This is a genomic window from Arthrobacter sp. K410C (assembly GCF_059090105.1).
Genome location: NZ_JBNHFJ010000005.1, coordinates 74,783 through 90,780 on the forward strand (window position 1 = coordinate 74,783; position 15,998 = coordinate 90,780).

Consider the following 15,998-nt stretch of genomic DNA (forward strand, 5'->3'; position numbering starts at 1 on the left):
GGCACGCCCCGGCATTGGGGCGTGCCCGCCGGAATGCGGATGAAGCCGGCCTACTGTTGCAGGACCAGAATCTCCTGGAGCGCAGCCGAGTTCGCGACGGAATTGACTGTGCCCGCGTTAATCGCGAACGACAGATTCACAGCGATCACAGGTGCGATATTGATGTCGAAGAACATGGTTTCCCTTTCGGGCAGCAACTCCATAACTTCGGCGTCGAGTTCCGCGGGTGATAGCGCGGTTGATGCCGCCATGGCACCTTACCCCTCTCCCCGGGCATTACCCGGGCATGAATGTAGTGGTCATTGAATTGCTACTGGCTAACGTGGACGCTCTGAAGTGCGATGCTGTGTGCATTCGACCACAGTGAAGCAACGTTCAGTGCGGCAGAAGTATTGGTCGCATCAACAGCAGCCAGGTTCAGGCTGAAGGTGTCGCCAAACGAATACAGGGTTTCCCTCGCGGGCAGCAGCTCCACCTGCTGGCCATCCAGGTCCTGAATTGTAAGTTCCGTCATGTCAATCACCCCCTCTCCACGTCTCGCGATCAGTCAACGCGGGCGACCGTGGCGGCTTCGTCACTGTCCCGTTATTTTCGCGTTGTTTCTGCGATAGGTGCTGCCGGGGTTTATGGCGCAGGCACCGAAATCGTGCGTTTAGGATGGTGATACCGGGCGGTAATTTGTCCGGGAAACCAGACCATCACCAAGGAAAGCAGGCGCCCGTTTATGGCGGACAAAGAAGGCACGATGGTAATTCGAGCTTGGGTGGAACCAGCGCAAAACCACTCCCTCCGGGCCCGCCTTATTTCCAGCCGCCCGGGAAATGACCGCGAAATGGAGGAGGCGGCCGGTAATGCAGATGACATCCTGCTTGCAGTACGGCGCTGGCTTGACCTGCTGCAACAGGATGAAGACAGCACGAAGGTTTGAACCGTTCCCGCCGTCCGCGTCAAAATTCCCGAAATTTCCTGGTATGTGACAAGTAGGCCCATTTGTCATGCGGTTAGGTAGTCACGCACCCTCCCCCCTCTGTAACTAAACCGTATTGACACGATCAGGGCAGATGTCACGATGGTGTCTGGGGGATCAAGTGTTCGCCGCTTGAAGGGGATCGGCATGACAGTGGCGCTGGCACAGGAATGGCACTTGAGCCTGCTGGGGGCTTGGCGGCTGCAGCGGGGCAACACGACAATGACGGTGGCAAGCCGTGAACAGCGGCTTATCGCATGCGTTGGGCTCCTGGGCTGCCGGCACCGGAGCTTCCTGTCCGGGCTGCTCTGGCCGAAAAGCAGCGAAACACAGGCCGCCGGCAACCTGCGGAGCACCGTATGGTGCATCTCCCATTCGTTCCCGCACCTCCTCCGTGCCGGTGCCGCCACCCTCGAACTGGACGAATCTGTGCAGTTGGATGTGGCAGCCCTGCAGTGGCATGTGGCAACCCTGCGGGAACAACCCGGAGTCCACATTCCCGACAGTTACCTGGACCACCTGAGCCGGGCCGAGTTGCTGCCCGGCTGGTACGAGGACTGGGTGGTGTTCGAGCAGGAGCGGCTGCGGCAGTTGCGGCTCAGTGCGCTGGAGTTCCTGGCACGTCAGTACCTCTCCGCGAACGAACCCGGACGGGCCGTCATCGCTGCGCTGTCGGCGGTGAGCATCGAACCGCTGCGTGAATCGGCCCACTTCCTCCTGGTCCAGGCGCACCTCGCTGCCGGGAACCGGGCAGCGGCCGTTCGCGCCTACACAATGGTTGCCGACCGGCTTGAGGCCGAACTCGGTGTCCAGCCGTCCCATCAGCTGTCCGGGCTTCTGTCTGCGTTCCATCCGCGCTAAACCAGTCCGTAGAGGCAAGGGGAAAGCATGGACGCATTCAACCTGATGCCGGGCAACCGGGCAGACGGGCGCCCGCCGCCTGCGCCTATGCCGCGCCCGGCCTGGACATCGCAATTTCCCTTGCCGCGATGACGGTCAGGGGCGGTTGGGTCCTGCTGGCGAACCGTTGGCCATACTGGTAAGTCCTCGCCGGCCAGCATCTGGGCAACAGCAGATAAAAGTGCGGTACGTTGTGCCCATGGACTTCGGCAGCGCTGACACCTGGGGGGCTGCGATCTATTTTTGGATCATCCCCTTAGTCCTCGGCGATGCCATTTTTCCGCTTGTTCCGTCCGAAATGGTGGTCATCACCGGCGGGGCATTGTCTGCTGACGGCCGGACCAACGTTTTCCTGGTGGGGTTCCTGTCCGCGCTGGCATCCTGGATCGGTGACATGGTGGTCTTCCAGCTGTTCCGGCGGAAGTTAAGCCACGTGCTGGACCGGTGGAAGTGGGGCCGCCGCCTCCACCGCGGTATCCACGATGCGATCGCCAAGGCGGGGCGCTCATCGACGTACGGCACCATCATCGGCGCGAGGTTCATCCCCGGCGGCCGCCTTGCCACCTCGGCAGCAGCCGGCATCGCCAGCGTCGGGGTCCGGGGTTTCAGCCTGTGCGCGGGACTGGGTGCCCTGCTGTGGGCGTGCTGGCTGGTGGGCTTGGGCTACTTCACCGGGTCCGCAACCGGTCTGCCGTTCTGGGCGAGCTCTCTGATCGGGGTGGTGCTGGGCCTGGTGGTCGGCGCCGTCGTCGGAATTATTGTTACCCGCCGCCGCGGCAACCGGTCACCCGTGGAGGAACCAGGACCGATGGCCTGACGCCGTTGCCGGCAGGGCCTAGACCGGCAACCACTTCCCGCGGCTGCGGCGGAGCACGCTGAGCTGGCCGGTGAGGGCGACGCGTTCGACGGCGTCGCGCATCATCGCTGCCGATTCCCGCGCCTGCTGGTTCTCGCCCCTGTCCTCGGTCGCCTCCACGAGGAACCGCAGGTTCAGCTGTGGCACCCCGCCGGCGATCTGCAGCTGGTGGGACTCGACGTGGTGGCGCGTTCCGAGGACCTCGACGGCGGTTTCCATGACCGATTCCGGCGGGTTGCCGGGCCGGAGCCCGGTGATCTTCAGGCGCGTCTGGAACGAAGGCATGCCCTCCACCCTATCCAAACCCTCGCGCACTTGTGGCGGCGGATCGAGAGACGCGAGCTCAGTTGTGGCGGCCAAAAGAGCAACGCCCGCTCACTCCCCGACCTGGGAGTGAGCGGGCATTGCCGGGAAACGCGCCAGAAGTGAGCGCGGGTTTAGCCGGTGTTGCGCAGGCCGGCGGCCACCCCGTTGACGGTGATGAGCATGGCACGCTGGAGCCGTTCGTCGATCTCGGCCCCGCTGATGCTTCCACTCTCGGCCCGCACGCGGCGCAGCAGCTCCACCTGAAGGTAGCTGATGGGGTCCAGGTACTGGTCGCGGACTTCGAGGGACCGCTTGAGCGTGGGCTGGGCGTCCAGCAGGACGTGCTCGCCGGTGAGGTTCTGCACCTCGGCGACAGTCAGTTCGTACTCCTCCCGGATGGTGCGGAAGATGTGGTGGAGTTCCTTTGGCACCAGGGTGTCCACGTAGTAGCCGGCGATGTCCAGGTCCGTCTTGGCGAGGGTCATTTCCACGTTGGACAGCACGGACCGGAAGAAGTGCCAGTGCTCCATCATCTCGGCGAGCTGCGCCGCGTTGCCGGCTTCCCGGGCGGCCTTCAGGCCGGAGCCGACGCCGAACCAGCCGGGCACGATCTGGCGGGACTGGGTCCAGCCGAACACCCACGGGATGGCCCGCAGGCCGCCCAGGCCCGCACCGGAGTCGGGACGCTTGGACGGGCGGGAGCCGATGTTCAGGGATCCGAGCTGCTCCACCGGTGTGGATGCCATAAAGTAGGCCGGCAGGTCGGGGTGGTCAATGAGCTTCCGGTACCGGTCGAACGCGGCGTCAGAGATCGTCTCCATGACGTGCGCGTACCGTTCCCGCTGGTCCTCGGAGGTGCGCGGGTCCCGATGCAGGGCAGAACCCTGCAGCACGGCGGCCAGGGAAAGCTCCAGGTTCTCCCGGGCCAGCTCCGGCAGGGAATACTTGTCCGAGATGACTTCACCCTGTTCGGTGAACTTGATCTCGCCCTCCAGGACGCCGTTGGGCTGGGCCAGGATGGCGTCGTAGGTGGGCCCGCCACCGCGGCCCACAGAGCCGCCGCGGCCGTGGAACAGGCGCACCCGCACCCCGTGCTTGGCTGCCACGTCGCGGAGCTTGCGCTGGGTCTTGTGGATCTCCCACTGGCTGGTCAGCACGCCGGACTCCTTGTTGGAGTCCGAGTAGCCGAGCATCACTTCCTGGATGTCGCCGCGCAGCCGCACCAGTTCACGGTAGGACGGGTCCGAGAGCAGCTGGTCGATGATCTCCGCCGAGGCGCGCAGCTCCTCCACGGTCTCGAGCAGCGGCGCGAACCCGATCTTTGCGTAGGGCTTTTCGCCGAACAGGTTGACCAGGCCGGCTTCGCGGGCGAGGACCGCGGCAGCCAGGACATCGTCCGCGCCGCGGGTCATGGAGATGATGTAGGTCTCGATGACGTCCGGGCCGTACATGCGCAGGGCACGGCGGATCTCACGGAAGACGTCGTACGTACCGTCAGCGGCGCCGTCGAGCTTGATCGGGTGGCCGGACAGCGGCCGGCGGGAGGCGAGTTCGGAGCCCAGCACCTCGAAGCGTTCCTTGCGGCTCAGCTCGGCATAGCGGAGCCCGGGCCCGCCGATCCGGTCCATCAGCTGGCCGACGGCGTCGTGGTGGTGGTCTGCGTGCTCCCGGATGTCCAGGGTGGCCAGGTGCAGGCCGAAGGATGCGATGGCACGGCGGACCCGGGCAAGCGCACCATCCGCGGCAAGGGAGGCGGAGTGGTTGCGGAGCGAGAGTTCCAGCAGCTCAAGGTCGGCCAGCAGTTCGCCGGTTCCGCTGTAGTCCCGGCCGTGCTCGTGGTTGGAGTTGGCGGCCACCCGCTTGCCGGTGTTGATGAGCTTGGCCTTGATGCAGGTCAGCTTCAGCCGGTACGGCTCCTGCGCATTCAGTTCCAGGACCCGCTTGTCCAGGCCGGGCAGCTTCTTGAGGTCGGCGTCGATGGACTCCAGCAGTTCCCGGTCCGCTCCGGCAAGGGCCGTGGAGTTGGACAGGATGGAGATCAGCTCGTCGATCATGCCGATGCTGATCCGGATGGCGTGCTGGTTCTGGATCTGCAGAATCTCCCGGGTGACGGCCGCGGTGACGTTGGGGTTGCCGTCGCGGTCACCGCCGATCCAGGAACCGAAGCGGATGGGCGCGTCCTTGGACGCGAGCGTGACGCCGTGGTCCCCCAGCAGTTCGGCCAGTTCGGTGAGCATCTCGGGCATGGCGTCGGTGAGGATGCCGCCCAGGTAGTAGATGGCGTTGCGGGCTTCGTCAACGGGGGTGGGCCGGACCTGGCGCAGCTCATCGGTCTGCCACATCTGGTCGATGATCTCGGCCAGCTGCCGGTCCTGCCGGCGGCGGGCCGTGGTGCCTTCGGCGGTGGGCTGGGCGAGGACGTCGGAAAGCTTGCGGATCTTGTCCAGCACGGAGCGGCGGGACGCTTCCGTGGGGTGTGCAGTGAAGATGGGCCGGACATCCAGCCCGTTGACCACTTCCTGGAGCACAGTGGGCCCGGCCTGGCCGGCGATCTCGGCAACGGTCTTGGCCAGCCAGCCGTCCTTCTCGGCGCGGGTCCGCAGGCCGCGGACGCGGTGGACCTGCTCGGCGGCATTGGCGAGGTGGAAGTAGAACGCGAAGGCGCGGACCAAGTCGGTTGCCTGCTCGATGGGCAGGGAGCCGAGGAGTTCGCGGACCTGGGCAACGACGTCGTGCGCGCTCCAGGGCCCGGTGGCGTCGGCGCCGCCGCGGGCTGCCTCCTTGGACTCCTTGGTGAGGAGCCGGACCTGCTCCACGAGGTCCAGGAGTTCAGGCCCGTGCTGGCGGACCAGGGATTCACCCAGCAGCGTGGACACACGCCGGACGTCCGCCCTCAGTTCGGCGGCAAGGTCGGTTTCGGGATTTGTTGCAGTGTGAGCCATAAAAGCAATCTCTCGAGGGTTTCGGACTTGGCTCGTACACTGCGCTGGATACTGTGAGCCACGTTACTAGCTAAAGATGGTACCCGCAGGGCACGTCCACAAGGCAATTTGTCTCAGATAATGTCATCTGCCGGGTAACCTACGTGGCGCTTCACGCGCTCCAGTTCGGCGCGTAGATCCGCCAATTCCGTACGGGCGGCAGCTGCCTCCGCATTACGACGGCGGGACACCGCCGCGTTCACGGCAAGCACCGCTGCGCCTACGGGGACCAGGAGGGCCAGCGCCCAGCCGGCCGCGGCGAAATACTCCAGCGCCACGGGAAGCGCCGCCCGGAAGTCCACGAAGTCGTTCACGCCGTCGGCCATTGAGTTCAGGGCCCCGTCCAGCGGGCGCAGGAACTCCCCCACCACCGGGGTCCCGGAGAGCTCCGGCGGGTCCAGCCGGGCTTCCTGGTCTCCACCCCAGCGGCCGTCACCCAGATGGTTCAGCACGTAGATGCCCGCGCCCGTGCTGGCGGCCACAAACGTGACGACGGCGGCGAGCGCCGCCAGGTCCGGCCGGCGCGGCCGCCACAGCAGTACCGCAACACCACACACCAGCGCTGCGATCCAGCTCAGCGCCTTCAACCATTCACTGTTGATTCCGGCAAGAATGTCCACGCAGCCTATTCAACCCCGCGGACGACTTTTATGTTGAAGTACGCCGTGCCCAATACGCCGGAAAGCCGCAGCCAGAGGGGAAGCCACATTTCCGCTCCCCGGGCCGTGGTGATGTCACCGAGGTCGATGATGTCCCGGTGTCCAAAGGACCCCAGCAGTTCCCGGACAGTCTCCTTGGCCGAAGCGTCGTCGCCGGACAGGAATACCGAGTGGTCGCCGCCGGCCAGCCGGGCGGGATCCACCATCAGGGCGGCGTTCATGGTGTTGAGCGTCTTCACCACCCGTGCGGCGGGGAACGCCTGCTGGATCCGCTCGGCCAGGCTGTCGGTGTTGACCGGGTTCAGGACCGGCGGCATACCCTGCGAGAAGTCGAGCGGATTGGACACGTCTACCAGAACCTTGCCCGCCAGCCGCGCGGCGCCGGCGGCACCGAGCGCCGCCAAGGTCCCCGCCCCGCTGGTGGCATTCACCACCAGTTCGGCGGCCTCTGCGGCTCCGGCAAAATCCGCCAGGCCAACATCCGGGTGCCGGGCCTGCCATTCGCTGAAAGGGGGCCTGCCCATCCGGTCCGGCCCGGTGCGGGAGGCGGTTTCGCCCGGATCCCGCGTCCCCACCGTCACCTCATGCTCCCGTTCAGCCAGGGCGCCCGCCAGCGCGCGTCCCACCGTTCCGGTGCCAAAGACGGCCATCCGCATGTCATCTCCCTCTGTTTGCCGGGCCCATCCAGGCGGCCGGCACTTGCCCGGTGACTGCTGGTTCCGAGGGTACTCCGCCCGCCGCCCGCGGCAAGCAGGAACGTCCCCCTGCCGCGGAATGAACGGGCGCATGCCGCAGTTGTAGCCGGGCAGGACAACCGGAAGGAACCATGGACATCCCCACCGCCTCCATCGAGCGCTGGCAGCGCTTCCGCACCAACCGCGACAAGGCCCTGGCGGCCCGCCACGGCTGGCTGACACTCACGTCCTTCCAGTGGCTGGAGGACGTCCCGTCCGCCGTCGAACTGGCTCCCGGCCTGTGGTCAACGGACGGCACCGGGTCCAGCCAAGGCGCGACGGCGTCACTCCTCGCGGTGCCGGCCGACGGCCTGGCGCTCGTGGAGACCGGGGAGCCGGTGGACGGCACCGTCACGGCCGCGCTCGCCGACGAGGAATCGCTGATGTGGGTCCGGTTCGGCGGACCGGACGGTGACCAGGTGGTGGTGGAGCTGGCCATGCGGGCCGGGCGGTACGCGATCCGGACCAGGGACTCGGACTCCCCGGTGTCCTCCGGGTTCGACGGCGTTCCCACTTATGCCTACAACCCCGACTGGGAGGTGACGGGCCGGTTCGAGCCCTACCCGGAGCCGGTGGATGTCCCCATCGCCACCGCCAACCCGCTGGTGGACGGCGTCCACCGGAGTGTTGGTGAGGTGGTGTTCCGGCTTCCCGGGAGCCCCCATGAGTTCCGGCTGCAGGCAGAGGAGGAGAAACTCGGCGCGCTGACGGTCACGTTCCATGACGAGACCAACGGGGACACCACGGACGACTGGCGCAAGCTCTCCATACCGCGGCCGCGGCCCGACGGTTCCGTGGTGCTCGACTTCAACCGGGCCATCAACTACCCCAGCGCCTTCACCCCCTACGGCACCTGCCCCATGCCCGTGAAGAACAACAGCCTGGACATCCGAGTGGAGGCAGGTGAGAAGCTGCCGTATCTGCTGGAATCCTAGGCGATGGCGGACATGCCGGTCACCGCGCGGCCGGCGATCAGGGTGTTGATCTCGAACGAGCCTTCATATGTGTAGATGGCCTCGGCATCAGAGAAGATTTTCGCCATCTGGTAGTCCGTGACAATGCCGTTGCCGCCCAGGATGGACCGTCCCAGGGCCACGGTTTCGCGCATCCGGGCACTGAGGTAGGACTTCGCCAGGGCAACCTGGGCCATGTTCGCGGCACCTTGGTCCTGCAGCCGGGCGAGCCCCGCCATCATCCCCATGCTGGCCACGGCGTTGCCCAGCATGGTGACCAGTTGCTGCTGGATGAGCTGGAATTGCGCCAGCGGGCGGCCGAACTGGTGCCGTTCGACGGCGTACTGACGGGCGACGTCGAACGCGGCCAGCTGCTGCCCCACGGTCTGCCACGCCACCATGATGCGCGAGCTGCGGAGGAGTTCCTTGGTGTGGTCGAAGCTGCTGATTGCGGCGAACCGGTCCGATTCGGCCACCCGGACGTCCTTGAACACGATGTCCGCGTTCTGCACCGTCCGCAGCGCAATCTTGTTCTCGATCCTGGTCCGGCTGATTCCGGGCAGGGTGGCGTCCACGATGAAGCCGCGGACGGCCCCGTCTGCCTCATCCCGAGCCCACACCAGCATGTAGTCGCAGAACGTCCCGTTGCCGATCCAGCGCTTGGCGCCGTTCAGCACCCAGGTGTCCCCGCCGCCGTCGGTCCTGCCGGTTGTTGACGATATCCGCCGGGCACGGGTTTCCATCCCGCCCGCAACGTCCGAGCCGTGCTCCGGCTCGGTGAGGGCGAAGGCACCTGTGATGCGCAGGTTTGATGCATCGGAGAGCAGGCGCTGCTGCTGTTGCTGGCTGCCGAACGCGTAGAGGGACTCGACGAAGAGGTCGTGGTGGACCAGGAAGAACGTGGCGAGGGACGTATCCACGCGAGTGATCTCCGCGATGACCAGTCCCGCGAACAGGTTGCTGTAGCCGCGCTGGGCCGGCGTGCTCAGTTCGAGGGCGGCCAGTTTGGGCAGGATGTGGGCGGGAAATTCTGCCTTGTTCCACCAGTCCACGGCATACGGCGCGACTTCGGCGGACAGGAACGCCCGCAACTCGGCCAGCTTGTCCCGTTCCGGCCGGCTCAGCAGGGACTCGACGTCGAAGAAGTCGGCTGCGGGCAGGTCCACCTTGCCTCCTGCGGGGGCGGTCACTTGGGACCCATCCGGATAGCACCGTCCAGGCGGATGGTCTCACCGTTGAGCATCGCGTTGTCGACAATATGGGCCACCAGCCGGGCGTATTCCTGCGGCCGGCCAAGCCGGGACGGATGCGGAACCTGCGCGCCCAGGGAGTCCTGCGCCTCCTGCGGCAGGCCGGCCATCATCGGGGTTTCGAAGATTCCGGGTGCGATGGTGACCACCCGCACCAGCGAGCGCGCCAGTTCCCGGGCGATGGGCAGGGTCATCGCGGCCACCGCACCCTTGGACGCAGCGTAGGCCGGCTGGCCGATCTGGCCTTCGAACGCCGCCACCGAGGCGGTGTTGATGATGACACCCCGCTCTGGACCGCCCAGTTCGGTGACGGCGGGCTCGGTGGCCACCATGGCTGCGGCGGCCAGGCGCAGGACGTTGAAGGTTCCCAGCAGGTTGACCTGGACAACGCGGTTGAACGCCTCCAGCGGCAGGATTCCCTCACGCCCCAGCACCTTGCCGGGAGTGGCGATTCCTGCGCAGTTCACCACGATCCGCAGCGGCCCGAGCCGGCCGGCGGCGTCGACGGCGGCCTGCACCTCCGCTTCGCTGGTCACGTCCGCGGGGGCGAAGACGGCGGATTTCCGGGTGCCGCCCAAGCCGCCAGAGCCGCCAGGGCCGCCGGGGGCTGGCCTGGCTTGCCCGGCGTCGGCTGTGGCAGCAGTCTTGTTCAATTCGTCCGCGAGGGCGGCCCCGGCGGAAGACGGTAGGTCAAGGATCACCACGGAGGCGCCGGCGTCGAACAGGGTGCGGACGGTGGCGGCACCAAGGCCGGACGCACCTCCGGTGACGAGCGCGACGCTGCCTGCAATGTCCATCCATCCTCCTTGATGTGGCCCCTCAACCGCGGGTGCAGCCGCAGCGTATCAGTTAGTGAATGTTAACTGAAGAGCCGGTCGGTGCGCACCACCGGCCGTTCCCGCCCGGTCCGTGCGCGCCCCGTTAGGGTGGAACCCATGACCTCCCGCGATACCGCTGGTTCGGCCTGGCAGGACCGCGCCACCCATGCCGCACGGTCCATCACGGCGCTATTCGGCCGGAAACTGCTCTTCCTGCCAGGCACGCACCTGGCCGTCGTGGCATGGAACCCCCGGCCGCCCGTACAGTCGGGCCCTGCCTGGCGGCATGTCCTGCGGCGACTGGCCTCCGGCGCCGCCCTGGCCAGCCCGTGGCACTACTGGTGGCAGGCCCATTACGTGGACTGCCTGGTGGACACCGGCCGGCGGGAACTGGGCAGCGGGGCAACACCGGCGGCACGGTTCAACGGCCCGGGCAACCCCAGCGCCGGGCAACTCGCTTCCAGGCTGGTGACCGGGATCCGGCTGCGCAACGCATTCACCTTCGTCAACAACTACTACGACGACATGGCCTGGCTGGCCTTGGCGACGCTCCGCCTGGAGGCCCTCGCCGAGGAGACACGGAAGCCGGGCCGCCGCCGCAATGCCAGGGTCCGCGAAACCCTGGTGCTGCAGTTTGACGCCGCGAGCACGGATGACCTGGGCGGCGGGGTGTTCTGGAGCAAGAAACGGGACTTCAAGAACACGCCCGCCACGGCTCCGGTAGCGCTCTTTTACGCCCGCACCGGGCAGCGCGCCAAGGCACAGTCACTGCTCGACTGGCTGGACCGCACCCTCTTCGACCCGGAGCAGCGCCTGTACCTCGACGGCGCCCGGCTTGATGCCGCCGGGAACGTGACGGTGGACCGGGCTGTCTACACCTACAACCAGGGGCCCGTGCTGGGCGCCCTCCTGGAACTGGGCGGCGATGCCAACCTTGCCCGGGCGGCGGAACTGGTGGACGCCGTGGACCGGCACCTCACCGTGCCGGCCCTGGATGCGGGCGACGCCCGACCCCGCACGGTGCTGCACTGCGAAGGGACGGGCGACGGCGGCTTGTTCACCGGGATCCTCTGCCGCTACCTGACCCTGGCCGCCACCGACAGCAGGCTTCCGGAGGCTGCCCGCGCAACGGCGGCGCGCCTGGTGACGGACACCGCCCAGGCGTTATGGGACGGACGGCGCACGCTGGACGCCGGAGCAGCGCCCGGCAGCCGTCCGGGCCGGAGCGTCTTCTCCATGCATGCCGCACGGCCGGCGGAGCAGACGTATCCGCCGGGCGCCGCCGTCGAGCTTTCCACCCAACTGCAGGCCTGGATGACGCTGGAGGCTGCTGCAGCCATCCCCGGTTCCTAGCGGATCCCAGCCAGCGGCGTCACGGAACCGCCCTTGAGTGACACCTGCCCGCCTTCGGCTGCCAGCCGCGCTTCCTTCGCGCCGTCGGGCGGGAACACCAGCGACGTCAGGGTCTGCCGGCCGCCGTCCACGAACACTTCCACGGAGGAGCGGTCAACGTAGACGGTGAGGCGGACAGTGTCGCCGGTGGAAGGACCTTCAACCGCCCGCACGTCGCGGTACACGGGATCCACCGCGCCCTTGCCCGCCGGCAGGTCGTCCCTGTCCTTGATGGTTGCGGACACGGCATCGTCCCGGACCACGAAGGCCTTGCCGCTGGCAAAGTCGTAGCCCACGGTGGCGTAGGTCCTGCCGCCGCTTTGCAGGAGCATCCGCGCCTCTCCAGTGTGGTCTGCAGGCCGCTCAAATTCGAGCTCGGCCTTGTAGGCGCCGCTCTCCGGTACGGCCAGCGCGGATTCCTCCGCCAGGGGCCCGGCCGGCACCTGCGCCGCTTCGCCTTCCAGCGACCGCAGCGCGGAGGTGGGTGTGGACACCAGGGCCGGGCGGCCGCCGTCGGACTCCAGCCGGAGGTCACGCACCACGGAGGCCGCCCCGAACCAGTTGTCCGTGGGCAGGTTACGGGCGTAGGCCCAGTTGTTCATCCAGCCGATGGCGTGCCGGGAGGCCTTGCGCTGCCCGTCCGTCAGGCGCGGATCGTCCCAGGTGACGGCAGCGTAGAAGTCCGATCCGCCGTCGAGCCACTGGTGCCCTCCGTCCGGTGCGAAGCCCTTCCCGTCAAAGTCGCCGGTCCAGTACGCCAGGCCGGTGGTCCGGCCCTCGTCCGCGCCGTTGGCGCTGGCGGCCAGCACCCAGGTGCGCTTGGCGGGGTCGCCGTCCACGTCCATCTGGAAGAAGTCCGGGCATTCCAGGATGCCGAGGCCGTCCCGCTCAAACGCGGATACGTAGGTCCAGTCCTTGAGGTCCGTGGACGTGTAGAAGCCGATTTTGTGGCCCTCGGCGAGCAGCATCAGCCACTGGTTGTTGGCCTCATCCCGCACGATCCGTGGATCCCGCCAGTGCTCGGCGCCGGGGTTCTCCATGACCGGATTCTGTTCGTAGTTCTGGAAGCTGTAGCCGTTGTCCGTGGAGTAGAACAGCGACTGCCGCTGGACGCCGTCATGCTGCTGGGTGAGGACGGCGATCACGGCCCCTTTGCCAAAGCCTGCGGTGCCCTCCGTATCCACCACGGCGGACCCCGTTTCAATGTCCCCGAGGCCGTTGCGGAACTTCTCGATTGCCACGCCCTCGTTGTTCCAGTGCACCAGGTCCGTGCTGGTGGCGTGGAACCACTCGGTGCCGTTCCCCTCGGGGTAGTCCACGTTGTAGAGGTAGTAGTAGTGCCAGAGCCCGTCCAGGAAGAACGGCCGCTGGGGGTCATTCATCCAGCGCTGGTCCGGCGTCAGGTGGTAGGCGGGACGGAACCCGGGGTCCTCCGCCGGCGCCTCGAGTGCCGAAGTGTCCGGTTTCGGCCAGGACTTGCCGGCGCCCAGGTCCATGAGCAGGGCATCCCGGGCTTCCGGGCTGATGCACTCGGGGAGCCGGACTGCCTCAGCGTCCTCTTCCACCTGATCGGAGGCCGCGCTGCTCCGCAGGAAAACCTTGCCTTCCACGCGGACACCCGCCAGCCACCCTGTCCCGCACTCGATGGCGCGGACATCCTCGGCGCCTTCTGCTGGAACGGCCCCACCGCGTTCAGCCAGGGTCGCATCATTGCCCTTGAGCCACAGGGAGGCATAGCCGCCGTTGCGGTCCATGGCAGCGGCCTGGGCGGCCGCCACCGCGTCAAGCACGCGTCCGGCAGTGGCGGCAGGGCCAGGCCTGGCGTTGCCGGCGAGCACCAGCGAGACTGCCAGGACGAGGACAGCCGCGGCAGCTGCCGTCCACACCAGGAGGCGGCGGTTGGCGGCGAAGCGTTTGAGGGCGGGAAGTACCGGTCCGAGGGTATGTCGGGGCATGAAATTCAATCCGTCGCTGAACGCGCAAGTGCCGTCCCCCGGCTCGGGGAACGGCACCAGTGCAAGTGAGCCATTAATGTTACCGGTTCGTTATCCGGAACCCCAATCGTGTCGCGCACATCCCTCCCTAAGGGAGGAGCTTTTGTCCAGATATGCGGCCCTTCGGGCACTGGAAGTCACCATTTCTGGACAAAAACCCAATAAGGGTTTACCCGGCTCCGCCTGGGCGCTGCTTCTGCGGGTACGGGGCCTCGCCCCGGGCCAGCATTTCCACGAAACCCGCGATTTTGCGCTCACGGGTGGCAGGCTGCTTCACCGAGTTCGTCCGGTGGATCAGGGCGAACCGGTTGGTCCTGGTGAGGACATCGAACATGGCCTGGGCTGCCGGAACGGCGGCGATGGCAGCCGCCAGGTCCGCGGGGACTTCCGCCGTCGCCTGCCCCGCGTATGCCTTGTCCCACCGTCCGTCGGCCTTCGCGGCGTCGACGGCGGCCCGGCCGACGTCGGTCATTTTTCCCGCTTCCTCCAGGCGCGCCACGTACGTGACGTTCCGGGCCGACCATGCACTGCGGGGACCGCGCGGCGTCATCCGCTGGTAGGAGCTTTCGTCATCCCGGCGCCGGGCCTGGCCGTCGATCCAGCCGAAGCACAGCGCCTCATCGAGGGCCGCGGCGTAGTCGAGTTCGGTGACCTGCCCGCCCTTCTTGTGCAGCACCAGCCACACTCCGGGACTGCTCCCGTGGTTCGCCTCCAGCCAGCTCCGCCAGGCGGCAGCATCGGGCACCAGCAGTTCCTCGAGTTCGATGGCCATGCGCCTATTCTGCCCGTGCTTTGCCGGCGCACAAGCCCCATCCCCTTCGCGCCCCGCCCGTGGCATCATGGGGCTCATCGCACTGTTGCCGAGATGAAGGACAAACCGATGCTTCGCGTCCGCCCCCTGCATTACACGTCCAACATCGAGTCCTGGGACCGGCTGCTGACCACCCTGGGCCTGGTCCTGACGGAGGGCGACGGCGGCTTCCGCGTCTACGACGCCGGTGCCGGCAGGCTGGCCCTGCACGAGGTTCCCCAGGGGGCTGCGGAAGACGGGACCACGGCGCTGGCAGTGGAAGCCGGCGACCTGGCCGAGTTCGCCCGCCGCACCAACCTCGCGGCCCAGGACGACGGAGCAACACCCGCCGAGCTGGTCACCGAATCCCACGGCGAAGCCTGCCGGATCACGGCGCCTGACGGGTTCACCTTCCTGGCGGACAAAGCCGCCACCGTCGATGGTGACTCGGGCGCGGACCCGGCGCTCGCCGTCGTCGGGGTCTGGTTCACGGAGGAGGCCGACGCCGCCGCCCGCACCCTGCAGCACATCGGCGCCCGGCCGCGGCCGGTGCCGGACAACGACGAAACCGCGGACTTCACCGCGAAGAACGGCGGAGTCCTCCTGGTGCGCCCGGCGTCCGGGCCGCCGCGGTCCGGACTGGGCTTCGAGTACGACGGCGGCCTGGCCCCGCTGCGGGACCGGCTCACCGCCGCTGGACTTGAGGCAAGCCTCACCGAGGAGGCTTTCGGGAGCACCCTCCATGTGGCCAACCCGGACGCGGCCGGGCCCGGCGCGCCCTCCGTGCCCGCGACAGTCTGGATCTCCCAGCACCGTCCCATGGGGTAGAAATAGACCATGAACGTGCGCACACCTGACCCGAATCCCGGCTGGCTCTCCGAAGAAGACCTCTTTGAGGCGCGCGGGCGGCTGCCCATGGTGTACGTGGAGGCCGTGCCGGTCAGGCTGGATCCGCTGGGCTACGTGAACGAAGTGGGCACCTTGCTGCAGGCCGACGAGGACGGGACCATGGTCCGCTCCCTGGTGTCCGGCCGCGTCATCTACCGCGAAACCATCCGCGCCGCCCTCCTCCGGCACATGGAAAAGGACCTCGGGCCGCTGGCGTTCCCGCAGCTGCCCATCAGCCCGGTCCCCTTCACGGTGGCCGAATACTTCCCGGCCCCGTCCCAGACCGGCTTCACCGATGACCGGCAACACGCCGTATCGCTGGCCTACGTCATTCCCGTGACCGGAGAATGCGAGCCGCGCCAGGATGCCCTGGAACTGACCTGGATGACCCCCGAGGAAGTCCTCAGCCCCGGCGTCCAGATGGAGTTTTCCGGCGGCCGCGGCGGCCTGATCCGCCAGGCCCTGGCATTCGCCGGCGTCGGCTCCTGACAACCCCGCCGGAACCTGGGG

Annotated in this window: 17 protein-coding genes; 7 read left to right on the top strand and 10 right to left on the bottom strand. The window is 67.5% G+C overall.

Going from position 1 to position 15,998, the window contains the following annotated elements; all coding sequences use genetic code 11:
• Positions 1-50 precede the first annotated feature (50 nt).
• Together AC5RU7_RS09820 and AC5RU7_RS09825 are read right to left on the bottom strand one after the other, a co-directional pair.
• Entirely contained in the window at positions 51-251 is a 201-nt protein-coding gene (locus AC5RU7_RS09820) for a hypothetical protein (RefSeq protein ID WP_494052062.1), read from the bottom strand.
• A gap of 59 nt (positions 252-310) precedes the next feature.
• Positions 311-514, bottom strand: coding sequence for a hypothetical protein (locus tag AC5RU7_RS09825; protein WP_494010802.1), 204 nt, complete (start codon positions 512-514; stop codon positions 311-313).
• Between the two features lie 210 nt (positions 515-724).
• Here AC5RU7_RS09825 and AC5RU7_RS09830 point away from each other — a divergent pair, with 210 nt between their 5' ends.
• The 3 genes from AC5RU7_RS09830 to AC5RU7_RS09840 all read left to right on the top strand — a co-directional run bounded on the left by AC5RU7_RS09830 (position 725) and on the right by AC5RU7_RS09840 (position 2,684).
• Positions 725-928, top strand: coding sequence for a hypothetical protein (locus AC5RU7_RS09830; protein ID WP_494052063.1), 204 nt, complete (start codon positions 725-727; stop codon positions 926-928).
• A 186-nt stretch (positions 929-1,114) separates the two neighbouring features.
• Positions 1,115-1,828: an AfsR/SARP family transcriptional regulator gene (locus tag AC5RU7_RS09835; protein WP_494052064.1), complete on the top strand. Its 714-nt coding sequence runs from the start codon at positions 1,115-1,117 to the stop codon at positions 1,826-1,828.
• A 238-nt stretch (positions 1,829-2,066) separates the two neighbouring features.
• A complete protein-coding gene (locus AC5RU7_RS09840; RefSeq protein ID WP_494052065.1) occupies positions 2,067-2,684 on the top strand; it encodes a DedA family protein in 618 nt (205 codons plus the stop codon).
• A gap of 18 nt (positions 2,685-2,702) precedes the next feature.
• Here AC5RU7_RS09840 and AC5RU7_RS09845 read toward each other — a convergent pair whose 3' ends face one another.
• From AC5RU7_RS09845 to AC5RU7_RS09860, 4 genes are all read right to left on the bottom strand, one after another.
• The gene (locus tag AC5RU7_RS09845; RefSeq protein ID WP_494010806.1) at positions 2,703-3,008 is read right to left on the bottom strand and encodes a hypothetical protein; all 306 of its coding nucleotides are present in this window, start codon (positions 3,006-3,008) and stop codon (positions 2,703-2,705) included.
• A 152-nt stretch (positions 3,009-3,160) separates the two neighbouring features.
• Positions 3,161-5,971 (bottom strand): phosphoenolpyruvate carboxylase, encoded by a 2,811-nt coding sequence (gene ppc / locus AC5RU7_RS09850; RefSeq protein ID WP_494052066.1) that lies wholly within the window; start codon positions 5,969-5,971, stop codon positions 3,161-3,163.
• Positions 5,972-6,084: 113 nt separating this feature from the next.
• Complete coding sequence (locus AC5RU7_RS09855; protein ID WP_494052067.1) at positions 6,085-6,630, bottom strand: hypothetical protein; 546 nt, start codon at positions 6,628-6,630, stop codon at positions 6,085-6,087.
• Between the two features lie 5 nt (positions 6,631-6,635).
• Positions 6,636-7,325, bottom strand: a complete 690-nt coding sequence (locus AC5RU7_RS09860) for an NADPH-dependent F420 reductase (RefSeq protein ID WP_494052068.1) — start codon at positions 7,323-7,325, stop codon at positions 6,636-6,638.
• Between the two features lie 170 nt (positions 7,326-7,495).
• On the opposite strand from AC5RU7_RS09860, the gene AC5RU7_RS09865 reads away from it, so the two are divergent.
• Complete coding sequence (locus tag AC5RU7_RS09865; protein ID WP_494052069.1) at positions 7,496-8,338, top strand: DUF1684 domain-containing protein; 843 nt, start codon at positions 7,496-7,498, stop codon at positions 8,336-8,338.
• Here the strand turns inward: AC5RU7_RS09865 and AC5RU7_RS09870 are convergent.
• Both AC5RU7_RS09870 and AC5RU7_RS09875 read right to left on the bottom strand, forming a co-directional pair.
• Entirely contained in the window at positions 8,335-9,546 is a 1,212-nt protein-coding gene (locus AC5RU7_RS09870) for an acyl-CoA dehydrogenase family protein (protein ID WP_494052070.1), read from the bottom strand. The two genes, AC5RU7_RS09865 and AC5RU7_RS09870, sit on opposite strands and share 4 nt — an antisense overlap.
• Entirely contained in the window at positions 9,543-10,403 is an 861-nt protein-coding gene (locus tag AC5RU7_RS09875; RefSeq protein ID WP_494052071.1) for an SDR family NAD(P)-dependent oxidoreductase, read from the bottom strand. Before AC5RU7_RS09875 ends, AC5RU7_RS09870 begins: the two co-directional genes overlap by 4 nt.
• A 138-nt stretch (positions 10,404-10,541) precedes the next feature.
• Between AC5RU7_RS09875 and AC5RU7_RS09880 the strand changes: the two genes are divergently transcribed.
• The gene (locus tag AC5RU7_RS09880) at positions 10,542-11,777 is read left to right on the top strand and encodes a glycoside hydrolase family 76 protein (RefSeq protein WP_494052072.1); all 1,236 of its coding nucleotides are present in this window, start codon (positions 10,542-10,544) and stop codon (positions 11,775-11,777) included.
• Here AC5RU7_RS09880 and AC5RU7_RS09885 read toward each other — a convergent pair.
• Together AC5RU7_RS09885 and AC5RU7_RS09890 are read right to left on the bottom strand one after the other, a co-directional pair.
• On the bottom strand, positions 11,774-13,771 hold the full coding sequence (locus AC5RU7_RS09885) for a glycoside hydrolase family 32 protein (RefSeq protein ID WP_494052073.1): 1,998 nt from the start codon (positions 13,769-13,771) through the stop codon (positions 11,774-11,776). The genes AC5RU7_RS09880 and AC5RU7_RS09885 overlap by 4 nt on opposite strands.
• Before the next feature lie 208 nt (positions 13,772-13,979).
• Entirely contained in the window at positions 13,980-14,582 is a 603-nt protein-coding gene (locus AC5RU7_RS09890; RefSeq protein WP_494052074.1) for a YdeI/OmpD-associated family protein, read from the bottom strand.
• Between the two features lie 108 nt (positions 14,583-14,690).
• On the opposite strand from AC5RU7_RS09890, the gene AC5RU7_RS09895 reads away from it, so the two are divergent.
• Together AC5RU7_RS09895 and AC5RU7_RS09900 are read left to right on the top strand one after the other, a co-directional pair.
• Positions 14,691-15,428 carry a VOC family protein gene (locus tag AC5RU7_RS09895; RefSeq protein WP_494052200.1) on the top strand — a complete coding sequence of 246 codons (738 nt, stop codon included), beginning with the start codon at positions 14,691-14,693 and terminating at the stop codon, positions 15,426-15,428.
• A 9-nt stretch (positions 15,429-15,437) separates the two neighbouring features.
• Positions 15,438-15,977, top strand: a complete 540-nt coding sequence (locus AC5RU7_RS09900; RefSeq protein ID WP_459793545.1) for an NUDIX hydrolase family protein — start codon at positions 15,438-15,440, stop codon at positions 15,975-15,977.
• The last annotated feature ends 21 nt before the right edge of the window (positions 15,978-15,998 follow it).